The sequence below is a fragment of the Serratia nevei genome (genome assembly GCF_037948395.1).
Lineage (GTDB): Bacteria > Pseudomonadota > Gammaproteobacteria > Enterobacterales > Enterobacteriaceae > Serratia > Serratia nevei.
This window is the reverse complement of sequence record NZ_CP149940.1, coordinates 968,459-991,468: the sequence shown is the minus strand read 5'-3', so window position 1 is coordinate 991,468 and position 23,010 is coordinate 968,459. Positions and strand designations below refer to the sequence as shown.

Below are 23,010 nucleotides of genomic sequence, written 5' to 3'. Positions count from 1 at the left end.
CCGGTGTCTCGCGTTAATTTTTCACCGCATTCTCTGATAAAGCGGCGGGAACAATCAACCGGTTGGGTAAGGTAAAGATAAAGCGTGTGCCGATCCCCGGCTCGCTGAGGATCTCCAGCCGCGCGTCGTGATGGCTGAGCGCGTGTTTGACGATCGCCAGCCCCAGCCCGCTGCCGCCGGTTTGGCGCGAACGGGCCTTGTCGACGCGGTAAAAACGCTCGGTCAGGCGCGGAAGGTGTTCGGCGGCGATGCCCGGCCCGTTGTCGCTGACCTGGAACTGCGCGCCGTGCGCCGTCTGCTGCCAGCTCACTTCGATATGGGTGCCCTTCGGCGTGTGGTTGACCGCGTTGTACACCAGGTTAGACACCGCGCTGCGCAACTGGTCTTCATTACCGAACACGTTGAGCTGTTCGTTAACCCGGAAGGTGATCTCGTGATTGCCACCACTCAGCGACTGCGCCTCGCGCTGCAACACCCGCAGCATCAGCGGGATATCCACCCGTTCGTTCATGTCGACATTGGGCGCCGCCTCAATGCGCGACAGCGTCAGCAGCTGCTTGACCAACCCGTCCATCCGACGGGTCTGCTCTTGCATGGTGCTGAGTGCCTTGCTGCGCAGCGAGCCGTCCTGCTCTTCATCGCCCATCATCTCCAGGTAGCCCTGCAGCACCGTCAGCGGCGTGCGCAGCTCATGGCTGACGTTGGCGAAGAAGTTGCGCCGCGCGCCCTCCAGCTGGCGCATCTGGGTGACGTCGCGCGCCACCATCAGCAGCTGCCCTTCGGAGTAAGGCATTACGCGGAATTCGACGTAGTGTTCGTTGTTCAGCTGCAGCGTCAGCGGGCGCGAGAACTCCTGCTGCTGCAGGTAGTGGCTGAATTCCGGATAGCGCAGCAGGTTGAGGATGTGCTGGCCGTTGTCTTCCGGCCAGCGGAAGCCGAGCAGATGCTGCGCCAGCCCATTACACCAGAAGATATTGCCTTCGACGGTGGTCATCACCACCGCATCAGGCAGCGATTCGGCCCCGCTGCGAAAGCGCTTGATCAGCAGCGCCAGCTCGCGCCGGCGGCGGCGATTGCGCTGCTGCATCTGATACAGGCCATAGAACAGCGGCTCCCAGCTCCAGCGGCCGGGCGGCGGCGTCATGCTGCGGTCGATCCACAGCCAATGGGAGAGTTTGAGCTGGTTGTAGAAATTCCACACCAGCGCAGCCAGCGCGGAGGCCAGCAGGAACCAGGGCAGATAACCGAAAATCAGCCCCAGCAGTAAGGCGGGCAGACAAAAAAGAGCCAGCTCCAGAGCCAGCCTCTTCCACGACAGACGTTCTAACACGGCATATTCTCCAGCGCGGCGCGATCAGTAGCGCGTTGAGAACCGGTAGCCGGTGCCCCGAACGGTTTGAACCATTTTATCATGCCCACTGGTTTCTAACGCCTTGCGGAGCCGACGGATATGCACGTCAACGGTACGGTCTTCCACATAAACGTTAGTGCCCCAGACGTGATTAAGCAACTGCTCACGGCTATAAACCCGCTCTGGGTGGGTCATAAAGAAGTGCAGCAGCTTGAACTCGGTCGGCCCCATGTCCAACGCCTGATCGTTAGCCATCACGCGGTGGGAGGACGGATCCAGGCTCAGCCCTTGCATTTCAATCACTTCTTCCACCGCCATCGGTGAAATGCGGCGCATGACCGCCTTGATGCGCGCCACCAGCTCCTTGGGCGAGAACGGCTTGGTGATATAATCATCCGCCCCCACTTCCAGGCCGCGCACGCGGTCTTCCTCTTCGCCGCGCGCGGTCAGCATCATGACCGGAATATCGCGGGTCAGCGCTTCGCGCTTCATATGTTTGATAAACTGAATGCCGGAACCGCCGGGCAACATCCAGTCGAGCAACACCAAATCAGGGAACGGCTCAGACAGGCGCGTCACGGCGCTGTCATAATCCTCGGCTTCCAACGGTTGGTAACCATTCTGTTCCAACACAAAGCACACCATCTCACGGATCGGCGCTTCGTCTTCCACCACCAGTATGCGTCTTGCCATCGTCAATCCTGCCAATGTGTTAGCGACTTTGCGGGCGCCATTATGCGTCAGTTTTGTGACACTTTTATGAAAAAAAGCGGCTGTTATAGGCAGTAAGCATAGCGATTATTTCCCGGTGCAAAGAAAAATCATTCCGTAGTCGTCGCTATTGCGCCGGGACAGGCGCCGCCGCGGCCTTTATAATCATCGCCATTACCTTTGCATCCGGGAGTGTCATGCGCCTGATCCACACCTCTGACTGGCATCTTGGCCAGTACTTTTTCACCAAAAGCCGCGCCGCCGAGCACCAGGCTTTTCTGAACTGGCTGATCGAACAGATCGAGCAGCAGCAGGTGGATGCGCTGATCGTCGCCGGGGACCTGTTCGATACCGGCTCGCCGCCCAGCTACGCCCGCGAGCTGTACAACCGCTTCGTGGTGGAACTGCAGCGCACCGGCTGCCAACTGGTGGTGTTGGGCGGCAACCACGACTCGGTAGCGACGCTGAACGAATCGCGGGAACTGCTCTCTTGCCTGAACACCACGGTGATCGCGAGTGCGCAGGGCTCCCTTGAGCAGCAGATCGTGGTGCTTAACCGGCGCGACGGCCAGCCGGGCGCCGTGCTGTGCGCCATTCCTTTTCTGCGGCCGCGCGATCTGCTCACCAGCCGCGCCGGCGAATCCGGCGCGCAGAAACAGCAGGCGCTGCAGGAAGCCATTGCCGAACATTACCAGGCGCTGTATCTGGCGGCCTGCGAACGCCGCGAGCAGCTGGGCCTGCCGCTGCCGATCGTCGCCACCGGCCACCTGACCACCGTCGGCGTCACCACCTCCGACTCGGTGCGCGACATCTATATCGGCACCCTCGATGCCTTCCCGGCGCAGGCCTTCCCCCCTGCCGATTACATCGCGCTGGGCCACATTCACCGCGCGCAGAACGTCGCCAAGTCGGAACATATTCGCTATAGCGGCTCACCGATTCCGCTCAGCTTCGATGAACTGGGCAAAGCCAAAAGCGTCTTCCTGGTGGATTTCGCCGACGGTGCCCTGCAGCAGGTAGAAGCGTTAACGATCCCGCAGTTCCAGCCCATGCAGCTGATCAAAGGCGATCTGGCCGAGATCGAACGGCAGCTGCAGCAATTTGCCGACTATGCCGGCGAGCTGCCGGTGTGGCTGGATATCGAAGTGGCGACGCAGGACTACCTCAGCGATATCCAGCGCCGTATCCAGCTGATGGCGGATGAGCTGCCGGTGGAAGTGGTGCTGCTGCGGCGCAGCAAAGAGCAACGCCGCCAGGCGATCGCGCAGCAGGACAAGGAAACGCTGAACGAGCTGAGCGTCAACGAGGTGTTCGAACGGCGCCTGGCACAGGAGGCCGACATGCCCGAAGCGCGCCAAAGGCGGATGCATCAACTGTTCCGCCAGGTGGTCGATGCGGTGCAGCACAATCCTGAAGAGACTCACCCATGAAGATCCTCAGCCTGCGGTTAAAAAACCTCAACTCGCTGCAGGGCGAGTGGAAAATTGACTTCACCGCCGAGCCGTTCGCCAGCAACGGCCTGTTCGCCATTACCGGCCCGACCGGCGCGGGCAAAACCACCCTGCTGGACGCCATCTGCCTGGCGCTGTACCACCAGACGCCGCGTCTCAACGTCACGCCGAGCCAGAATGAACTGATGACCCGCCACACCGCCGAATCGCTGGCGGAGGTCGAATTCGAGGTCAAGGGCGTCGGCTATCGCGCCTTCTGGAGCCAGCGCCGCGCCAAAAACGCGCCGGACGGCAATCTGCAGGCGCCGAAGGTCGAACTGGCGCGCCGCGAGGACGGCAAGATCCTGGCAGATAAAGTGCGCGATAAGCTGGAGATCACCGCCGCCATCACCGGGCTGGACTTCGGCCGCTTCACCAAATCGATGATGCTGTCTCAGGGGCAGTTCGCCGCGTTCCTCAACGCCGACGCCAACGATCGCGCCGAGCTGTTGGAAGAGCTGACCGGCACCGAAATCTACGGGCGGCTGTCCGAACAGGTGTTCGAATCCCACAAGCAGGCCAAAACCGACCTGGATGCGTTGCACCAGCGCGCCAGCGGCATCGAGCTGCTGAACGATGAACAGCGCCACTCCCTGACTGAACGGCTGACGGCGCTGAGCGCGCAGGAAAGCGCTCTCGGCAAGCAAACCCAGCAACAGCAACAGGCGCTGAGCTGGCTACAGCAATGGCAGCGCCTCCAGCAACAGCAAAACGAGGGGCAACGGCGGCTGGAAACCGCCCAGCGCGAGCAGGCCGAGGCCGCCCCGCAGCTGCAGCGGCTGGCGCTGAGCGAACCGGCCGAGAAATTGCGGCCGCTGCGCGGCGAACGCGATCGCTGCCGCGCCGAGCTGCAGACGATACAACAGCAGGCAGCCCAGCTGACGCAGCAACAGGAGCAACACTCGGCGCAGCTGGCGCCGCTGCAGCAGGCGGTGGAAAAGGCCCGTCTGGCGCAGCAAGCCCATGCCGAGCATATGCGGCAGCAGCAACAGCTGATCGATGACCAGGTCGCCCCGCTCGACCATCAGATCGCCCAACTGCAGTCGACGCAGGCCGAGCGGCGACAGGCCGGCGATGCCGCCACGCAGCAGTGCGCCCAGCAGCAGACCGCACTGGAGCAGCTCACCGCCCAGCGCAGCCAGCTGACGGCGCAGGCCGCACAGCATCAGCAGCAGCTGAACGCGCTGACCGAAGCGCTGGCCGCTCAACGGCAACGGCAGCAGGCGCTGGAGGCGCAAACCCCGCTGGCCCCGCTGCGCCAGCGCCTGAGCGTCCTGACGGATCTGCGCCCGACGCGCCAGCAGTTATTCACGCTCGCTTCCCTTTACCGTCAGACCCGCGAGCGTCTGGCCCGGCAACAGGCGGAGCACGCCGAGCGGCAAACGCAGCTCGCCGGGCTGCAACACCAGCTGGAGAACGCGCGTCAGCAATTCAAACAGCACAAGGCGCAGCTGCAGGAAGTGGAGCGGATCCACGAGTTGGAAAAACGCATCGTCAGCCTGGAAGCGGAGCGCGCCCTGTTGCAGAGCGGCGCACCCTGCCCGCTGTGCGGCTCCACCAGCCATCCGGCGGTGGAGCAATATCAGGCGGTGCAGCCTTCGGCGACGGAACAACGCTTGGTTGAGATGCGCACCCTCGCCGAGAAACTGCAAACCCAGGGCACCGAGCTGCGCACCCGCTGTGAAGGCCTGCAAGAGCAGCAGCAACGCCAGCAGCAGGCTATCGCGCAGGATGAGCAGCAGCTGGCTGCCCAACAGCAGCAATGGCAGCAGCTCAGCGCGCCGCTGGCATTCGACTTTACCCTGGCGGAGGGCGAGCAACTCAGCGCCTGGCTGAGCGGCTGCGACGACGAAGAGCGGCGCGGGCAGCACGCGCTGCAGCAGCATGAACAGGCGGCGCAGGCGGTACAACAGGCAAAAGACGCGCTCGCCGCTCTGCAAACGCAGCAGCAGCAGGCGCAGCAACAGCTGGCGCTGCTCGAAGAGCGCTTTACGCTGCTGCAGAAAACCCACGCCGACAGCCTGCAACAGCAGCAAGACCTGCTTCAACGCTGGCAGGAAGGCGAGAAGACCCTCGCCGAGCGGCGCGCGCAGCGGCTGGCGCTGTTCGGCGAACAGCGAGTCGCCGAGGTGCGGGAACAGCTGCGCGCCAAACAAACCGCCTGTGAACAGGCCAGCTTGCAGGCCGCCGAGCAGTGGCAAAAGGCGCAGGAACTACGCGAGCGCCTGGCCGGCCAGCAGGCCGGGTTGCAACAACAGCACACCCAAATGCAGGAACGGCTGCAGCAGGCGGAGCAGCAATGGCAGCAGGCGCTGGCCGACAGCGAATTCGCCGATGAAACTGCCTTCGCCGCCGCGCTGCTGGACGACGCCCTGCGCCGCGAATTGCAGCAGCGCAAAGAGCAGCTGCAGCAGCGGCAGGTAGAGGCTGCGGCCCTGCTGGCTCAGGCAACGCAAACGCTGGAGCAGCATCGGCAGAACCGCCCGGAAGGGACGGATGAGGCCAACGCGGATCTCGACGCACTCACCCAATCGCTGGCCGAGCTGGCACAGCAGTTGAAGGCACTGCAGCTGAGCCAGGGCGAGCTGCGCAACCAGCTGGAAAGCGACGCCGCCCGCCGTCTCAATCAACAGGCGCTGTTCGAGCAAATCGCCCGCAGCCAGCAAGACTACGACGACTGGAGCTACCTCAACCAGCTGATCGGCTCGAAAGAAGGCGACAAGTTCCGCCGCTTCGCGCAGGGGCTGACGCTCGATCATCTGGTTTATCTGGCCAACCTTCAGCTCGGCCGGCTGCACGGGCGCTACCTGCTGCAGCGCAAAACCAGCGACGCGCTGGAGCTGCAGGTGGTGGACACCTGGCAGGCCGACGCGCTGCGCGATACCCGTACCCTGTCCGGCGGCGAGAGCTTCTTGGTCAGCCTGGCGCTGGCGCTGGCGTTGTCCGATCTGGTCAGCCACAAAACCAGCATCGACTCGCTGTTCCTCGACGAAGGCTTCGGCACGCTGGACGCCGAAACCCTCGATACCGCGCTGGACGCGCTGGACAGCCTGAATGCTTCCGGTAAAACCATTGGCGTGATCAGCCACGTCGAGGCGATGAAAGAGCGCATTCCGGTGCAGATCAAAGTGAAAAAGGTCAACGGGCTCGGCGTCAGCCGGCTGGAGGCGCACTTCAGGCTGGAATGATCCCGCCGTGCGCGGCACAGAAGTGTGACCGCGGCGGCACTCCGCGGTGAAAAGCGTTGAGCCGCGGCGAGCACGGGTTATTATGCAGGCATAACAGGATTGTTACTGTATCCCCTCCGCCGCTCAGGCCACAGGACAGAAACATAAAATACAGGCAAAACCTGACGCCCGGGATCGCTTCCGGGCGTCAGGTTTTTTCGTTTTCAGGATGCTGAAACACCGGGAAAGACCATGAAAATCGCTAAAATACTCAATAATAACGTGGTGATTACGCTGGACGACCGTCAGGAAGAGACGGTGGTAATGGGAAAAGGAATCGGCTTTAAAAAGAAGCCCGGCGACACGCTGGACGAAAGCCTGATCGAAAAGGTGTTCACCCATAACGGCGGCGAAATCGCCGAGCGCTATAAAGAGCTGCTCTCCGAGATCCCGCTGGCCTGCGTCACCACCGCCGACAAGATTATTACCCTCGCCCGCGAACGGCTGCCGGGCAAGTTGCATAACATCGTCTACATCACGCTGACCGACCACATCCATTTCGCTCTGCAGCGCCATGCGGAAGGGTTGGATATCAAAAATGCGTTGCTGTGGGAGATTAAAAAGCTCTATCCGGCCGAGTTCGCCGTCGGCCTGGAGGCGCTGGCCCTGATCGCCCAACGGCTGGATACCGCGTTGCCGGAAGACGAAGCCGGATTTATCGCCCTGCACCTGGTCAACGCCCAGCTTAACGACGAGATGCACAATACGCTGCACATCACCCGCGTGATGCAAGAGATCCTCAACCTGGTCAAATACCACTTCCGCTTTGATTACAACGAGGAAGCCCTGAGCTACCACCGTTTCGTCACCCATTTGAAATTCTTCGCCCAGCGCCTGCTGGGGAAAAACTACGTCGACAGCGACGACGACTCGCTGTATCAGGTGGTGAAAGAGAAATACCGTGAGTCATTCGCCTGCGCCGGCAAGATCAACCGCCACATCGAAAAGCACTATCAGCATCAGCTCACCACGGAAGAGATGATGTTCCTGACCATTCATATCGAACGGGTGCGCAGCGAAAGCGAGGAAAAATCGGCTTAACGGCGGGCGTCCGCCACCCGCACGCCGTACTGCGGAAACACCGCGTCGGCGGAGATCAGCGTCAGCCCTTCGGCCTGCGCCTGTGCGATCAGCATGCGATCGAAAGGATCCTGATGATAGGGCGGCAACTGCCCGGCCTGTTGGCAGTGAAAGGCGTCCATCGGCAGCGCCAGAAAATCTTCGGCCTCGATGATCGCAAAGATGTCTTCCGGCAGCGCCAGCTTGCCCAGCGCCTGTTTGATCGAGATCTCCCAAATGCTGGCCGCGCTGACGTACACCGCATTGCCCGGATCGGCGATCTGCCTTTTGGCATTCGCGCCCAGGCAGGCGTCATCAATCAGCCACCACAGCAATGTGTGGGTATCCAGCAGCAGACGCTTCATTCATCGCCCTCAAACAGCGCCGCAATGGCCGCATCCCCCGCGTTGAAATCCGCCGGCACGGTGAACTTGCCTTTGGCGACGCCGGGGCGGCGCGCTTCGCCCTGGATGGCGACCAGCTGTACGTACGGCTTCCCTGCTTTTGCAATAATCACGGTTTCTCCCTCCGCGGCTCTGTCCGCCAGCTGGCTCAGATTGGATTTGGCTTCGTGCATATTGGCCTGAATTGCCATACGCGTCCTCCTTAGCTAAGTTAGCTAAAGCATAAAGTGCCGTCCAGTTTTTGTACAGGGAGTCGTTTAAAGCGCGAGCAGTCTCGCGCTTTGTTGCAACGCTTAGCGCTGCTGTTGCGGCCACAGCCAGGCCGCACCGCGTACGCCGCTGGAGTCGCCGTGCACCGCCTTGCGGATCGGCGTTTCACACTCGCCGCCAAATACCCAACCTTTCACCCTTTCAGGCACCGTGCGGTACAGGCGATCCACGTTGCTCATGCCGCCGCCGAGCACCACCACGTCCGGATCCAGAATGTTGATCACGTGCGCCAACGCTTTCGCCAGCCGCATTTCGTAGCGAACGATCGCCTGCTCCGCCAGCGCATCGCCCCGCTCGCTCAGCGCCATGATCTCGTACCCTTGCAGCGCGTTGCCGCTCAGGCGCGCATAGTCGGTGGCGAAACCGGTGCCGGAAATAAAGGTTTCGATGCAGCCCGGCTTGCCGCAGTAGCACGGCACTTCGCGGGCGTAACGCAGCTCATCGTCATCCTGCCACGGCAGCGGATTGTGGCCCCATTCGCCGGCGATGCCGTTGCCGCCGGAATGCGCCTGGCCGTTCAGCGCCACGCCGGCGCCGCAGCCGGTGCCGATAATGACCGCAAACACGGTTTGCGCGCCGGCGCCTGCGCCGTCGGTAGCTTCCGACACCGCCAGGCAGTTGGCGTCGTTGGCGATACGCACCTCGCGCGCCAACAGCACCGACAGATCCTTGTCCAACGGTTGGCCGTTGAGCCATACCGAGTTGGCGTTTTTCACCCGCCCGGTAAACGGCGACAGCGTGCCGGGAATGCCGATCCCGACCGATCCCTGTTCGCCGGTATGATCTTCCGCCAGTTTCACCAGCCCGGCGATCGCCGCCAGGGTTTGCCCGTAGTCATGGCGCGGCGTGGCGATACGATGGCGAAACAGCTCCCGCCCGTCGTCCGCCAACGCAATCACTTCAATTTTTGTCCCGCCCAAATCGATGCCAATGCGCACGTTTTTTTCTCCTCGATGCAGCGCAGCGTTGCCACAGCCTAATGTAAGCGCGCGGATGAATCACCTGTTTCCCTCTCCCCGGCCAGGCCTTTTCCGCTGCGTACGGCGACGCAATTCGGAGAGAATGGGGCGATTTTTCAGCGTCAATTCGTTATCATGCCGCCCTGCTTTTGACGAATCAGCGTGCCGAACGCACGCCCAGCCAGGGATAACATTATGCTGTGGTTTAAGAATTTGATGGTTTACCGTTTGAGCCGCGAAGTGGCGTTAAACGCGGATGAAATGGAAAAACAACTCAGCGCGTTCGCCTTCACGCCGTGCGGCAGCCAGGACATGGCGAAGACCGGCTGGGTCTCCCCGATGGGCTCGCACAGCGATGCGCTGACGCACGCGGTCAACGGCCAGATCGTCATCTGCGCGCGCAAGGAAGAGAAAATCCTGCCGTCGCCGGTCATCAAGCAAGAGCTGCAGGCCAAGATTGAGCGCCTGGAGGCGGAACAACACCGCAAACTGAAGAAAACCGAGAAAGACGCGCTGAAGGACGAAGTGCTGCACAGCCTGCTGCCGCGCGCGTTCAGCCGCTTCAACCAGACCTTCATGTGGATAGACACCGTCAACGATCTGATCATGGTCGATGCCGCCAGCGCCAAACGCGCCGAAGATACGCTGGCGCTGCTGCGCAAAAGCCTCGGCTCGCTGCCGGTGGTGCCGCTGACCATGGAAAGCCCGATCGAACTGACGCTGACCGAATGGGTGCGTTCCGGCGAGATGCCGGCCGGCTTCGCCATTCAGGATGAAGCGGAACTGAAAGCGATTCTGGAAGAAGGCGGCGTGATCCGCTGCAAGAAACAGAATCTGATCAGCGACGAAATCGCGGTGCATATCGAAGCCGGCAAGCTGGTGACCAAACTGGCGGTGGACTGGCAGGAGCGCATTCAGCTGATGCTGTCGGACGACGGCTCGCTCAAGCGCCTGAAGTTCGCCGACACGCTGCGCGAGCAGAACGACGATATCGATCGCGACGACTTCGCCCAGCGCTTTGACGCCGACTTTATCCTGATGACCAGCGAGCTGGCGGCGTTGATCAAAAACACCATCGAAGCGCTCGGCGGCGAAGCCCAGCGTTAATCCCGCCGCAGAAACGACCAGGGCCCAGCATCCGCTGAGCCCTGCGTCCCCCTAACGAACAAAATTTATTTGCTCAGGTAGCGGCACAGATAGGCGGTCGCGTCGGCCACCTGCAGGTTGAACTCGCTGTGCCCCGGCACGAAGAACTTCTCGCCCGGCGTAAACACCTGCCAGTCCGGCGCCCCCGGCAGCAGCACTTTCAGCGCCCCGGTGATCACCGTCATTTCTTCCGGTTGCGCGGTGGAGAAGGTGTATTCCCCCTCTTCCATCACGCCCACGCTGGTAAGACCGATGCTGCTACTGTCAAAACCGATAGACTTCACTTTTCCGGCAAAATACTCATTCACTTTCAGCATAGACTGGCACCCGCGTAATCATCTTGATGGAAAATCCATATTGGGGGATTGCGGTTGATCTGTCACTGGTTTTTCGCGCGAAATGCGATCGCGGCGCAGAGGAAAACGCTGCAGGGCCTCTCACCGGCAGCCAGGGCTGCTGAAGCCCTGGGCGATCCCTGGGCGCAAAGCGCCTGAGGCCGCGTCGAGCGGTGACTTATCGCTATTTGAATCAGTCGATTAACTCTGCGGCCAGCTTGGCGACCAGTACGTTCGACAGCAGCACCGGCACCGACAGACGCGCCTGCAAAAAGGCGCGATGGCGCTGGTGATAACCGATGCAGTCGAGCACCACCACCTCCGCCCCCTGCCGCAGCAGTGCGCAAGCCGCCTGCTCCAGCGCGGCCTCATCTGCCAGATAGGGGCTGGCGACGGCATAGCTCGGCGGCGTCGCCAGCTGCCGCCATTTACCCGCCTGCTGCCCAACCTGTTCCGCCATCGGCACCACGATGCCGACGCGGTGTGCGCCGACGATCGCGGAGATCAACGGCGGAATAATGCGATCCGGCTCCAGCAACAGCGCCTGTTCCGCCTGCAAGCGGCCGAATTCGCCGGTGCACAGCAACAGGATCACCTGGCACCCCGCCGCCTCCAACTCGCGGATCTTCTGCTGCAACCCGCTTTCGACGCGAGCGGCACCGAGCGTCACCTGCGTGCCGTCCAACAGGCGCGACACCAGCAGCTTATCGCCCTGTTGCGGCGCATAACGCTCGGCGATCTGCCCGGCATCCAGGCCGTCCAGCAAACCGACGTGCCTCACCCGCTCCGCCGGCAGATAAGCAGACAGCAGCGGCATGATATCGCTGCGCGGCGCCTGACCGAGGGTCAGCGTGGCGAATGAAGCCGTCATGGGTCTATCTCCTTTTTTGCAGGTGGCTCAGGCTGCCATACAGCGCCAGCAGCTGGCCGTATTCGGCGGCATCGTAGAACCGGCAGGTGCCGCGGCCGAATTCTTTGGCAACTTCCACCGAGAATTTGGCCGCCAGCGCGATGTCCGTTTCGTGGCTGGCGCCGGTGCCGCAGCCCGGCACCACCGATTCGCTGCAAATCGCCACGCCGACCACCGGCGCCGCAGTAGCGGTCGAGGGCTGCAGGATGCTGTTGAGGTGATGCACGCCGTTGCCGTAAGGGGTGATGTCCTGCGTGGTGATCGGGAAGGTCACCGCTGGGCGGCCGCTGGTCATCTCCATGATGCGCAGCAGATCTTCCGCCACCCGCAGGATGTAGCCCTCTTTCACCGTCGGCGACAGCGCATAGCCTTTGTGATTGATGATGCGGTTGCCTTTGGTGGTATCGATCGACAAGATGGCGTCCGCCTCCGGCACCACTTCATTATCGTTCATCGTCACGTCATCGATCGGCGAATCCATAAAATCGACCGGATCGTGCGGGCGGGTCGGCGCGTTCGGGCAAATATGGGTGGTGACGATCACATCGCCTGGCAGCGTGTCGCCCTTACGCTGCATCTCCGCCAGCTTCAGCGCGGCGGCAATGGCAGCGATCGCGCCGTCGCCGTCGGACACCAGCCCGATACGCGTCGGCCGCGCGCCGATGCCGCCCAGGCGGCCGATAATGCCCAGCGTCGGCGCCGCACCGCCAGCGAATTTGCCTGCGCTACCGAGGATCTCGATGCGCACGAAATCGGTGCCACCCTTCGGCCCGTCGGCGCGCAAGGTGCTGGCCCGGATCGCCGGGTAAGGCGCAAACAGATCGACGACGTCCTGGCCGCTGACGAATGCGCTATCCATCAATTCAAAAACCTGCAGCGTTTGTTGCAAACTCATGGTCGTTTTACCTCACCAATGTCATCGGCAGGGGCTATTTGCCCTTGCTGGAAAAAATCGAGCTGAAGAAGTTGTAGAGCGCGTCGCCGGCGATAAACCCGGCCGCCATGATCTCCATCGGCGTGCGGCCGCGATCGCCCCAACGGCGCAGGATCGCTACGCGCAGCGCGATGCCCACCAGCACCGCCCACCCGGCCAAGGCGTTGTTGATCAGCAGGCCGGTCGCCAGCAGCACGCCGAGCTGGCGCTTAGGGCCGCCGATCAGCTGTACCACGGCGCCGGGGATCGCCCAGACCAAAAGGCTCCAGGCGATGCCCGGCTGCGCACCAGCCTCGATGGTCTTCGCGTAAACGCGCGCGACCGGCGGGATCAGGTCCTGCAGGAAATAGCTGTGATAAGAGAGGTAAACCACCGGAATGGCGATGAGGAAGGCGATCAGCGCCGCAAACAGCTGAATGCGGCGCCCCAGCAGCTCCTGCCGCAGATCCTCGCCGTAGCCGCGCAGGATGAAGCCGGCTTTCAAATCAAAGCCCATGTCGGCGAAAGCCGGCCCGGTGGCGGCGGTAAAACCGGTCAGGATGCACAGCGCCAGCGGTGGGAAACCGATCAGGATACCGACGATCAGGGTGATCAACGCCACCGCGAACGCCGGAAACCAGCCGGAGTGCATGGCGGCGATACCGACGATCAGCTCATGAACGAAAGCGGCGAACGCCGCGTAAATCACGAACAGCGCCAACATCGGCAGCGACATCTCGCTAAACAGCCCGCCGACCAGAGCCAAAAACGCGGCGATGGCGATGTAGCCGACTGCGCCCAGGCCGAGCGCTTTGCTTACCGCACTGTCCGGCTGGGTATAACCGGCGCTATCGGCGCGGCGGCTACGGATCACCTGCGCAACCTGGATCAGCGCCACCAGGCCGGCGCCGACCATCACGCCGTGCGGAATAAAATGGGCGTTGATATCAAAATCGGCTACCGGCTCGGCGTAGGCCCGCAGCAATAGCCCGACGCCGAACATGCTCAGCGCCCAGATATTGCCAATAAAAGCGGTGCCGAAGGCCGCCATGGGGATCTTGAGCATTGATCCGGCGATGCCCACCCCTACGCCCACCACCAAAAGCCAGGCCTGCTTGCCGCCGCGATCGCCGGCTTTAATCGCCTCCGCGGCGGCGACGCCGGGCGGCCAGGCATTGGCGGCGGGGAACACTTTGGTATCGAACAGGCGATAAAGCAGATAGGCGTCGAGCAGCATCGCCGCCGCCACGCCGCAGAACATCGGTAAAATAAGCTGCGGTTGCCCCATCACGTAAGGCACCGCAATCGGCATCAGCAGGCAATTGGCCGCGCCGAAGGTGGCGGAGGAGATCACCGTCTGCGCCAGGTTCTGGGTGTGCACCGAGCGGTAGCGTTGGAACATTTGCAGCGGAATACGTGCCAACAGCATGGCGATCAGCGCACCGATGATCGAGGTGTTGGGCGTCACGCCCAGCGTGGTAATCAGCTGAACGCCGATGATCGCTCCCACCACCGAAAGCAGCGCCATGACCAACAGCGTGCCGGCCTCTTTTAGCGGATTATTTGATTTCATGCTTGGTTTCCCTGAATATTCCCTGCCGCGTGGCGGAAATAACGCCAGGCGATAGCTCGCCGCGGCAGTTCCATTATTTGGAACTGCCGGCGTCATAACGTGATTATTTTCTTATTTACCCTATCTATTTATCACCAATAAAATACGGTGAAATATAATTAATGAGTTCCCTGGTGTCGGCGCTCGTTAATTATGATGCAACACGATAGCTCAGGCGCGTTATTTGATCTGCTGCCAATAATCATCGCCATATTTTTCCGCCAGTTGGCGGCTGACTGCGATTAATTCAGCCAGGACTTCCGGTACAAACGGCTGCTCCTCGCCCTGCGAGGGGAAGGACAGGCACAACCCCACCGTCTCGCTGCCGTGCTTGTTCACCAGCGCGGTCGCCAGCGAACTGATGCTGTTCAGGGTTTCATTGCACGCCAGCGACCATCCCTCACGCCTCACCTGCTGCAACTTCTGCAACAGCGCATCCAACGTTTGCGGCGCATTGGGCGAAGTCGCCCGGTAACCGCCGGCGTAACGCGCCCGAACCTGCTCGTCGCTTTCACGCGCCAATATCGCCCGGCCGACCGAGGTTTCCGCCGCCGGTGAACGGTAACCCGCCGGAGTCACCACCTGCAAAAAGTGGCGGCCGGGGAACATGCGCATCACCATGATTTCCTGCCCTTCCAATATCGAAAGGTAGCCGGTACAGGCCGTCTGGCGGCACAGCTGCGCCATACTGGCCGCCAGGCTGTCCACCAGCGGCATCGACAGGTAGTGGCTGGATGCCGCCAGCAACAGCGCGCCGATGCGGTAACGCCGGCTATCGGGATCGCGCTCCAGCATGCCCTGATTTTCCATGGTCTGCAGCAGGCGCGATACCGTGCTTTTCGGCAACGCCAGTTGGCCCACCACGTCGCTGAATGCAATGCCCGGCTGGCCATGCATCACGCGTTGTTGAGAAAAGAGTTTTAATACCGCAGCGGCATTTTCCAGCGTTGTCATGATCCGCCTTGTTCCATTATATGGAACTCAGTTCCTGTTTTATAATTAAAAACTAGAACCCGAACTCCTCAGCGTCAAGCTGTTTATTTTTTGTCAGCCGCGAAATAAAAGGCATTCGTGCTTTTTAAATGAAAATATCGCGCAGAACGCCAACTTATCCGCGCCAAATAAAATAACGATACGCTTCAAAAATAATGAATGACAGGACAAGCTGCTGAAAAATGAGTTTATCAGGAGGAGATATTGTCGCGGCTCAAAAACCCGCGCCGCGCAAACTGAAATCGATCGGCAACGTCAATTCCACCGTGCCGTTGACGTAAGCATCCGCCGGCGGCGTAGGCAACGGCGAAGCGCGCTTGACCAGCGCCTGGATTTCGCGATCCAGCGACGGCAGCCCGGCGCTGCTGACCAGCGTCACCGCCAGCACATGGCCCTGCCTGTCCAACGTGAAACGCACCTGCCCAACGCCCTGGCGCTTCAGCCGCAATGCGTCTTTGGGGTAACGCTTAAAGCGATTAAGGCGGCTGTTGATACGGCTGCGCCAGCTATCCTCCCCCGCCTGCGCATAGGGCGTCAGGCGGGTTTGCGGCGCGGCCGTTTTATCCGCCCGGCCTGGCGGCGGCGCGCCGACGCTTTGCTCCTGAACCTTCGGCGGCGCGATCGTTTTCTCCTGCGGCGGCGTGCGTGGCGGGAGGGTTTTCTTCACCGGCTTGGGCGGTTTTTTCTGCTTCGGCGCTACGGCGATGTTCGGCCGTACGGCTTCAGGCACCTTCACCGTCGGCAAGGGTTCCGGCGGCGCCGGCGGTTCAACCTGAGGCGGCAGCGTCCTTTCTCCCGGCGGTTGTTTTACCTCGGCCGGGGCCTGCGGTGCGGCGGCCATCACCACCATGACCGCCGGCGGCGGCACCCACGGCGGCGCGGCCTTGTCTCGCCAGGGCCAGAGCAGCGCCGCGGCCAGCAGGTGCAGCGCCAGCACCAGCACCAGGCAACGGCGCCAGGGCATGGCGGCGCCGGGCGCGGCGAAAGGCAGTGGAGAAACCGACATGCTCACTCTTCCGTCAGCGCCAGGTGAAGGCGATCGGTCAGCGGTTTGAACAGGTAGTTCATCATCGAACGCTCGCCGGTGCGGATGAACCCTTCGACCGGCATCCCCGGGCGGATCTCCAACCCGTTCAAGCGCTGCAGGCCCGCTTCGCTGACCTTGGCGCGCACGCTGTAATAGGGCGCACCGCTTTTCTCGTCGGTCAGGCGATCGGCCCCGACCAGCGTCACTTCGCCCTCAACGCGCGGCGTGGTGCTTTGGTTAAACGCCGAGAACAACAGCTCGACCGGCAAGCCCACCTGCACCTTGTCGATCAGCTCGACCGGGATACGCGCCTCTACCTGCAGCCCCCGATCGCTGGGCACGATCTCCATCAGCTGCTGACCGGCACCGATCACGCCGCCTTCGGTGAACACGCTCAGCCCCACCACGGTGCCTGCCACCGGCGCTTTCACCTGCGTATGGCCCAGATCGGCCTCCGCCTTGGCCAGGCGGTTATCCAGTTCGTCCAGCTTCATCCGCACCTCGGCCAGCTGGCTGCTGACCTCTTTCTGATACTCTTCCCGCCGCTGGATCGCCCGCAGCTTCAGCTCCAGGATCTGGCGCCCCAGGCGGCCGATATTGCCCGTGTCCTCGGACGCCTGGCCGTCGATCTGCGCATACTGCCCTTCCAGATCCAGCAGCCGGTTGCGCGCCACATACCCCTGTGCCGCCAGCTTGCGCATGCCTCCCAGCTGCTCCTGCAACATGGCCTTTTGCCGCTGTTTGCTGGCGTAAGACTGCCGGATCCCCTCCAGCATCGCCTGCGATCCGGCGATGCTCTCCGCGATCGCCGCCAGCTCGCTCTGCAACGCCGCACGGCGGCTGGTGAACAGCTGCTGTTGCAACAGCATCAACGACATCACCTCCGGCTCCTCCCGCCGCGCTTGCAACAACGCGGGGAAAACGATCGCCTGCAGGCCGTCGCGCTCGGCCTGCAGCCGCGCCCGCTGCGCGGCGTTGCTCAACTGCTGGCTGCGCAGCGCATCGCGCTGGGTGCGGCTGTCGACGGTATCCATCAGCAACAGCACCTGCCCGGCGCGGACCCGATCCCCCTCATGCACCTGAATTTGCGACACCACGCCGCCGCTCGGGTGCTGTACCGCCTTGCGGTTACCGGCCACCACCACGCTGCCGGAAACCGGCACGCCCTTATCCAACGGCGCCAACAGCCCCCACAGCAGGAAGCCGCCAAATCCCAGCAGCACCAGCCAGCCGCCGAGCCGCAGATGACGCCCTTCGTCGAACTGTCGGGAAAGGGCGTCGATATCGCCGGGGATCACACTCTGATTGCTCATACTTTTCGTTCACCGCTGGCCGTTTTGGCAAAGTTGGCGTAGTTGACGTTGAAGCCGCCGCTGCTGCGCCCGACGTTGGCCGGTACGGCAGCGGGCGCAAAACCAGGCAGTTTCTTCAGGATGGCGTCGCTGGGGCCGAAGTGCTGCACCTGGCCGGCGGCCAGCACCAGCAGTTTGTCGGTCGTCGCCAGGATCGCCGGTTTGTGGGTCACCAACACGATGGTGGTGCCGCGCGCCTTCAGCGCTTCGATCGCCCGTTGCAGCGCCTCTTCCCCTTCACGATCGAGGTTGGCATTCGGTTCATCCAGCACCACCAACGCCGGAGAGCCATACAGCGCGCGCGCCAGCGCCACCCGCTGACGCTGGCCGCCGGACAGGCCGCTGCCGCCCTCGCCCAGCTCGGTTTCATACCCTTTGGGCAAATGCAGGATCAATTGGTGCACGCCGGCCAGCGCGGCGGCGGCCACCACCTTCTCGGCGTCAACCTGGCCAAAGCGGGCGATGTTTTCCGTCAGCGTACCGGCGAACAGCTGGATATCCTGCGGCAGATAGCCGATATGCGGCCCCAGCTGCTGTTTGTCCCACTGCCGGAGATCCGCGCCGTCCAGCCGCACGTCGCCGCTGAGCGGCGTCAGCGCGCCGACCAGTTGGCGCATCAGCAGCGTTTTGCCGGAGCCGGATGCGCCAATGACGCCCAGCACCTCGCCGGCCTCCAGACGAAAACTGACGCCGTGCAACACCGGTACGCTCTCCCCGGGCGCAGCGGCGGTCAGCTGATTCACGGCCAATGCGCCGCTGGGCGCCGGCAGCGGCAGGCTCGCCGCCTGCGGCGGGTTGGCGGCCAGCATCACCTCCAGCCGCTGCAGGGACTGGCGCGCCGACGACCACTGCTTCCAGGCGCCGATCAGCTGATCGATCGGCCCCAGCACCCTACCAATCAGGATCGATCCGGCGATCATCATGCCCGGCGTAATGTCGCCGCTGACCGCCAGCAGCGCGCCGCAGCCCAACATCAGCGACTGCAGCGCCAGCCGCACGGTTTTCGACCAGGCGGTGACGGCGGCGATTTTCTCGCTGGCGCGGTTCTGCAACAGCAGGAACTGCTGATGCTGCCGCAGCCAGCGCAGGCGCAAGTCGGTCAGCATCCCCATGGCGGCGATGGCCTCCGCATTGCGCAGGTTACCGTTGGCCTGCTGCGTGGCGCTCAGCGCGACCCGGCCGGCCTCCGCGAGCGGCACCTGCGACACCCGCTGGTTGAGCCAGGCCAGCAGCACCAGCACGATCACTCCGGCGCTGGCCAACGCGCCAAGCCAGGGGTGGAGCAGAAAAACCACCAGCAGATAAACCGGGAACCAGGGGGCATCGAAAAAGGCGAACAGCGCATTGCCGGTGGCGAACTGGCGCAGGTTGGTCAGATCGTTCAGCGCCTGCCCCGCCAGCGGGTTGCCGGTTTTCAGGTTGGTTTCGAAGGCGGCGTCGTAGACCCGCTGATTCAGGCGCATATCCATCTGGGCGCCGAGGCGGATCACCACCTGGCTGCGCACCCACTCCAGCAGCCCCATAAACAGGTAAAGGCCGACCACCATCAGGGTCAGCATCGCCAGCGTCATGCGGTTGCCCGACGGCAACACGCGATCGTAGACCTGCAGCATGTACAGCGCCGGGGCCAGCATCAGCAGGTTGATCACCGCGGTAAACAGCGCGATGCCCCAAAATCCGCGCCGGTATGCGGCCAGCACGTTCATCACTTCTCCGCGCCTGACGGCGTTTTTCATGGCGTTTTCCATCGGCTAAAAACGAGAAAATGCCCGCCGGGGCGCGCGGCACCGGCGGGCAAACGGCCGCGATCAGGCCGCCAGCAGTTCCGGGCTGTCGGCATGCTGCACGCCCACCGCCGTCGCCGCCGCCACCTGATCGAAGGTGGAATTGACGCTCAGGCCGTAGTCGTCGAGGATGCCGTTCAGCGCGGTTTCCAGCGCGCCGGTATCGCCGGACATCAGGCCGTACACCACCTGGTGCACCACGCCATCGTGGCCCTGCGCCTGCAGGCTGCTGAGGTTCAGGCCACCGAAGCTGACGTCAGGCACCTGGATGTTGTACGGCGTGGAGCCGCCGCCGTTCAGGCCATCGCCGAACGACAGCGAATCCAGCTGGCCGTACAGGGTGTGCGCCGGGGCATTGAACAAGGTGTAGGTCAGGTTGCCGCCCGCCACGAACGAGGTAACGTTGTTGGCGGTGCTGGTCACGGCGTATTGGCTGCCGGACAGGCTGCCGCCATAGAAGCCGCCGCTGTTGGAGTCGGTGACGTTACCGTTGGTGTGGTTGATATCGCCAAATGACGACGCCCACTCGTTCAGATAGTTATGGATGCTGTAGCTGCCGAAGCTGCTGTCATAGTTGACTGAAAATGCCATTTCTCTATCTCCATTGATGAATGGCGCCCCTTGCGAGGCCGCCCTTGTGCTCAAGAATGAGCAACGCCCTTTTACTGCTTAAAAACGGTATTCCACCCCGCCCTGCACGGTGCGGCCGCGCCCCAGCGTGTTGGCCAGCGTCTCGCCGTAGCTGACGACGTAGGCGCGGTTGGTCAGGTTCTCCACCGAGCCGCGCAGCGTCAGGCTGTCGGTCAGCTTGTAGCTGGCGTACAGATCGAACAGGGTATACTTCGGCCAGTCGGCCAGGTACGGGTAGTTGGACGGCACCGAGCTGTCCTGATAGCCCGGCGCGAAGCGCACGGTCACCCCGGCGTCCAGCTTGCGATCGAAAGCGCGGCCGCCCAGCGTCACCGAGCCGCGATCGCCCGGCAGATAGGCGGCCGTGCCGAACTGCGAGCCGCCGTCGCACGTGACGGCATCATTGGACGCGGCATCCGGTTCAACATAGAAGTTGCCGCGGCGCGAACCGTCGCCGTAGCGCAGACGCCCTCCCAGCCAGGCTTTGTTCGAGCAGAACTCGTTTTTGCCGATCATGTGGGTGTAGGTCAGGTCGGCGTAGAACACCCCGGCGTCATAGTTGAGCTGGTACTCCAGCCCGCGGAAGCGGGTTTTCGACAGGTTGTTGACGTAAGCGGCATTGCCGATGCTCGGCTGCACCAGCCCCGGTTTATTGCGGTCTATCGCCAGGTTGATGTAGTTATCCACTTTGGTGTCGAAGTAGGCCACCTTGGCCACCAGCCGATCGCCCTCAAACCACAGATCCGGCTGCTGCACGTTGAACCCGACTTCCCAGGCGCGCGAGCGCTCGGCCTGCAGGAACGGGTTGGGGTATTGCGTGGAGGTACTGTGCGCGCTGCCGTTGGTCAGCGTTTCGGTGATCGCCGGCGGCCGCCAGGATTTGCCGTAGGTGGAATACAGCTCCAGCCACTCCACGCCGGGGCGCACCGCCACCGCCAGCGTCGGCGACAGTTTGCCCTGATCGCGGTCAACCGCCCAATCCTCGCGGGTGGTGGTTGAACAACCAGTCAGACGCAGCGCTTTGCAAGGATTGTCAATCGTGTAGCGTTGCCCATCCTTAGCCAAATCCGGATAGCTCAGGCCGGTCTGGCCGCGCAGGCGATAGCGGTCGTAACGTAGCCCGCCCTCCAGCGTCAGCCAGCCGTCGTAGTCGTAGGTCAGGTTGGCGAACAGGCTGGCTACCGAACGGTTGCCGGCCGGCGTCACCCCTTCCATGCCCTGGCGGGAAGAGTCGCTGGTCGCTTTGTCGTAATAGAACTCCAGCCCGTAGTTGGCGCGGAAGTCGTGCCCCGGCGCCAGGCTGAAGCGCGAGGTGTTTTGCGCCTGCGCGCCATAGGTACGCAGACGAGTGCGCGTCGCGTAGCCGTTGTCCAGCAGCGAGCTGGTGCTGTAGGTGTCGCTGTCGTCCTGAGTATCGACGTAATACAGCTTGGCCTGAAAATCGAGCCAGTTGACGCCTTCCGGCGCCAGGCTGTAGTCGAATGCCGCATTGCGCGCCATCACGTCGCTGTAACCGGTGCGCTTCCAGCCCAGTTCATAGGGCGGGCGGGTGCCCAGGTTGGTCAAGGTGCCGGCGATCGGCGACGCGGTCTGGGTCTGCAGATAGCTCAGCTGCAGGCGCTGATTGGCGGGCAGGTTCCAGCCCACCTTGGCCAGCCGCGAGTGCATGCGGTAATTTGTGTCGGGGATTTTGTTGTTCTTGATGCTCTCGGCGTAGCGATCGTAATTGCCAGTGTCGTTATTGATGCGAATGTTGCCGATGTCGCCCTTGTTGCCGGGCCAATAGTCGCCGAGGTGGCGTTCGCTGGCGGCCAGCAGGATATCGCCGGTTTCGTTGCCCAATGCCAGTATGCCGCTGCCGATGAAGTGGGTGCCGTTATCGCCGGTGCTGGCGTGCAGCTTGCCGCCCAGCTCTTTGCCCGGCGCCAGGAAATCGCTCGCGCTGACGGTATTGAAGGTGGCGATACCGCCGAGCGTACCGGCGCTGCCCATGCCGCCGGAGGTGCCCTTGTCGATGGTCACGCCGGACAGCAGCTCGGAATCGATGTACATGGTACCGTTACGCTGGCCATGGCCGCTCTTTTGAAAATTCTGCCGCATGCCGTCGATGTTCATGTTCACCCGGCCATAGTCTTGTATGCCGCGGATGTTGACCGACAGCGCCGGATCTTGCTGGCTGACGCTGGAATAGGCCCCCGTCGTCTGCTCCAGAATATCGGCCGCGTGTCGCGCCGGGCGGTTGTCCATCTGTTCGCGGCTGATGACGCTGACCGAGCGCGGTTCGTCGTAAACCCAATCGTTGGCGTTGATGCCGCCGGCGCCCAACACCGTCAGGCTATCCAGCGCCAGCGCGCCGCCGTCGCCGTTTGCCGTCGGCAACCGGCTCAATACGATCTGCCCCTGCGGCTGCAGGCGGAAAGCCACCGGATTGTCGCCAATCAAGTGCCGCAGGCCCTGTTCAACGCTCATGCTGCCGTTCAGCGCCGCCGCCTGCATGCCGTCGAGCTTCACCTCGTCGAAAAATACCTGCATATCGGCCTGCTCGGCGAAGCGCAACATGGCGCTCTGCAGCGGCTGCGCCGCAATGTTGAAATGCTTTTGCTGTGCGGCCTGCGCGCTGCTCGCGTCAGCCTGGGCGGCGAGCGCCACCGCCGGCTGAGTCAGCATCATCGCCGCCAGCGCGGCGCGTACCGCCGTGGCCAATCGGCCGGCCGGCGTGGTTCCCTTGTGAATAAACATGCGTGTGTGTTCCACCCGAAAGAATGTCAAACCAAGTGATAATGGAAATCAATCTCGTTTAAACATAAGGACGTTCCGGGAGGCAAAAACCCGTAAAG

19 protein-coding genes are annotated in these 23,010 nt (G+C 62.6%); 4 read left to right on the top strand and 15 right to left on the bottom strand.

The genetic code is table 11. The features are described from left to right. Positions 1 to 13 precede the first annotated feature (13 nt). Positions 14 to 1,330, bottom strand: a complete 1,317-nt coding sequence (gene phoR, locus V8N38_RS04655) for a phosphate regulon sensor histidine kinase PhoR (RefSeq protein ID WP_004940434.1) — start codon at positions 1,328 to 1,330, stop codon at positions 14 to 16. A 24-nt stretch (positions 1,331 to 1,354) separates the two neighbouring features. Beyond that, the gene (phoB, locus tag V8N38_RS04650) at positions 1,355 to 2,044 is read right to left on the bottom strand and encodes a phosphate response regulator transcription factor PhoB (RefSeq protein WP_004940438.1); all 690 of its coding nucleotides are present in this window, start codon (positions 2,042 to 2,044) and stop codon (positions 1,355 to 1,357) included. A gap of 215 nt (positions 2,045 to 2,259) precedes the next feature. Here phoB and sbcD point away from each other — a divergent pair, with 215 nt between their 5' ends. The 3 genes from sbcD (at position 2,260) to licT (ending at position 7,820) form a co-directional block, all read left to right on the top strand. Next, entirely contained in the window at positions 2,260 to 3,492 is a 1,233-nt protein-coding gene (gene sbcD, locus V8N38_RS04645; protein WP_147839384.1) for an exonuclease subunit SbcD, read from the top strand. Next, positions 3,489 to 6,740 (top strand): exonuclease subunit SbcC, encoded by a 3,252-nt coding sequence (sbcC, locus tag V8N38_RS04640; RefSeq protein WP_147839383.1) that lies wholly within the window; start codon positions 3,489 to 3,491, stop codon positions 6,738 to 6,740. The genes sbcD and sbcC overlap by 4 nt, the downstream gene beginning before the upstream one ends. 231 nt (positions 6,741 to 6,971) lie before the next feature. Further along, the gene (licT, locus tag V8N38_RS04635; protein ID WP_147839382.1) at positions 6,972 to 7,820 is read left to right on the top strand and encodes a BglG family transcription antiterminator LicT; all 849 of its coding nucleotides are present in this window, start codon (positions 6,972 to 6,974) and stop codon (positions 7,818 to 7,820) included. Here the strand turns inward: licT and V8N38_RS04630 are convergent. The 3 genes from V8N38_RS04630 to mak form a co-directional block, all read right to left on the bottom strand. After that, positions 7,817 to 8,203: a type II toxin-antitoxin system VapC family toxin gene (locus tag V8N38_RS04630; protein WP_038873221.1), complete on the bottom strand. Its 387-nt coding sequence runs from the start codon at positions 8,201 to 8,203 to the stop codon at positions 7,817 to 7,819. The two genes, licT and V8N38_RS04630, sit on opposite strands and share 4 nt — an antisense overlap. Continuing rightward, positions 8,200 to 8,433 carry a type II toxin-antitoxin system Phd/YefM family antitoxin gene (locus V8N38_RS04625; protein WP_147839381.1) on the bottom strand — a complete coding sequence of 78 codons (234 nt, stop codon included), beginning with the start codon at positions 8,431 to 8,433 and terminating at the stop codon, positions 8,200 to 8,202. Before V8N38_RS04625 ends, V8N38_RS04630 begins: the two co-directional genes overlap by 4 nt. A 102-nt stretch (positions 8,434 to 8,535) precedes the next feature. Then, positions 8,536 to 9,450 carry a fructokinase gene (mak, locus tag V8N38_RS04620; RefSeq protein WP_060440588.1) on the bottom strand — a complete coding sequence of 305 codons (915 nt, stop codon included), beginning with the start codon at positions 9,448 to 9,450 and terminating at the stop codon, positions 8,536 to 8,538. A 216-nt stretch (positions 9,451 to 9,666) separates the two neighbouring features. Between mak and rdgC the strand changes: the two genes are divergently transcribed. Beyond that, positions 9,667 to 10,578, top strand: coding sequence for a recombination-associated protein RdgC (gene rdgC / locus V8N38_RS04615; protein ID WP_004940461.1), 912 nt, complete (start codon positions 9,667 to 9,669; stop codon positions 10,576 to 10,578). A 65-nt stretch (positions 10,579 to 10,643) separates the two neighbouring features. Here the strand turns inward: rdgC and ppnP are convergent, their stop codons facing one another. The 10 genes from ppnP to V8N38_RS04565 form a co-directional block, all read right to left on the bottom strand. After that, positions 10,644 to 10,934, bottom strand: coding sequence for a pyrimidine/purine nucleoside phosphorylase (gene ppnP / locus V8N38_RS04610; protein WP_004940463.1), 291 nt, complete (start codon positions 10,932 to 10,934; stop codon positions 10,644 to 10,646). A gap of 211 nt (positions 10,935 to 11,145) precedes the next feature. Continuing rightward, complete coding sequence (locus V8N38_RS04605; protein ID WP_060423313.1) at positions 11,146 to 11,823, bottom strand: AroM family protein; 678 nt, start codon at positions 11,821 to 11,823, stop codon at positions 11,146 to 11,148. 4 nt (positions 11,824 to 11,827) lie between these two features. Continuing rightward, positions 11,828 to 12,757: a DUF1177 domain-containing protein gene (locus tag V8N38_RS04600; RefSeq protein WP_147839380.1), complete on the bottom strand. Its 930-nt coding sequence runs from the start codon at positions 12,755 to 12,757 to the stop codon at positions 11,828 to 11,830. Between the two features lie 34 nt (positions 12,758 to 12,791). Next, positions 12,792 to 14,348, bottom strand: a complete 1,557-nt coding sequence (locus V8N38_RS04595) for an OPT/YSL family transporter (RefSeq protein ID WP_147839379.1) — start codon at positions 14,346 to 14,348, stop codon at positions 12,792 to 12,794. 219 nt (positions 14,349 to 14,567) lie between these two features. Continuing rightward, on the bottom strand, positions 14,568 to 15,341 hold the full coding sequence (locus tag V8N38_RS04590; protein ID WP_147839378.1) for an IclR family transcriptional regulator: 774 nt from the start codon (positions 15,339 to 15,341) through the stop codon (positions 14,568 to 14,570). A gap of 253 nt (positions 15,342 to 15,594) precedes the next feature. Continuing rightward, positions 15,595 to 16,386 carry an energy transducer TonB gene (locus V8N38_RS04585; protein ID WP_147839377.1) on the bottom strand — a complete coding sequence of 264 codons (792 nt, stop codon included), beginning with the start codon at positions 16,384 to 16,386 and terminating at the stop codon, positions 15,595 to 15,597. Between the two features lie 2 nt (positions 16,387 to 16,388). After that, entirely contained in the window at positions 16,389 to 17,720 is a 1,332-nt protein-coding gene (locus tag V8N38_RS04580; RefSeq protein ID WP_064290409.1) for an HlyD family type I secretion periplasmic adaptor subunit, read from the bottom strand. Next, complete coding sequence (locus V8N38_RS04575) at positions 17,717 to 19,495, bottom strand: type I secretion system permease/ATPase (RefSeq protein ID WP_147839376.1); 1,779 nt, start codon at positions 19,493 to 19,495, stop codon at positions 17,717 to 17,719. The genes V8N38_RS04580 and V8N38_RS04575 overlap by 4 nt, the downstream gene beginning before the upstream one ends. A gap of 72 nt (positions 19,496 to 19,567) precedes the next feature. Continuing rightward, positions 19,568 to 20,134 carry a heme acquisition protein HasA gene (locus V8N38_RS04570; protein ID WP_033642038.1) on the bottom strand — a complete coding sequence of 189 codons (567 nt, stop codon included), beginning with the start codon at positions 20,132 to 20,134 and terminating at the stop codon, positions 19,568 to 19,570. 78 nt (positions 20,135 to 20,212) lie between these two features. Next, the gene (locus V8N38_RS04565) at positions 20,213 to 22,912 is read right to left on the bottom strand and encodes a TonB-dependent receptor (protein ID WP_147839375.1); all 2,700 of its coding nucleotides are present in this window, start codon (positions 22,910 to 22,912) and stop codon (positions 20,213 to 20,215) included. Between the last annotated feature and the right edge of the window lie 98 nt (positions 22,913 to 23,010).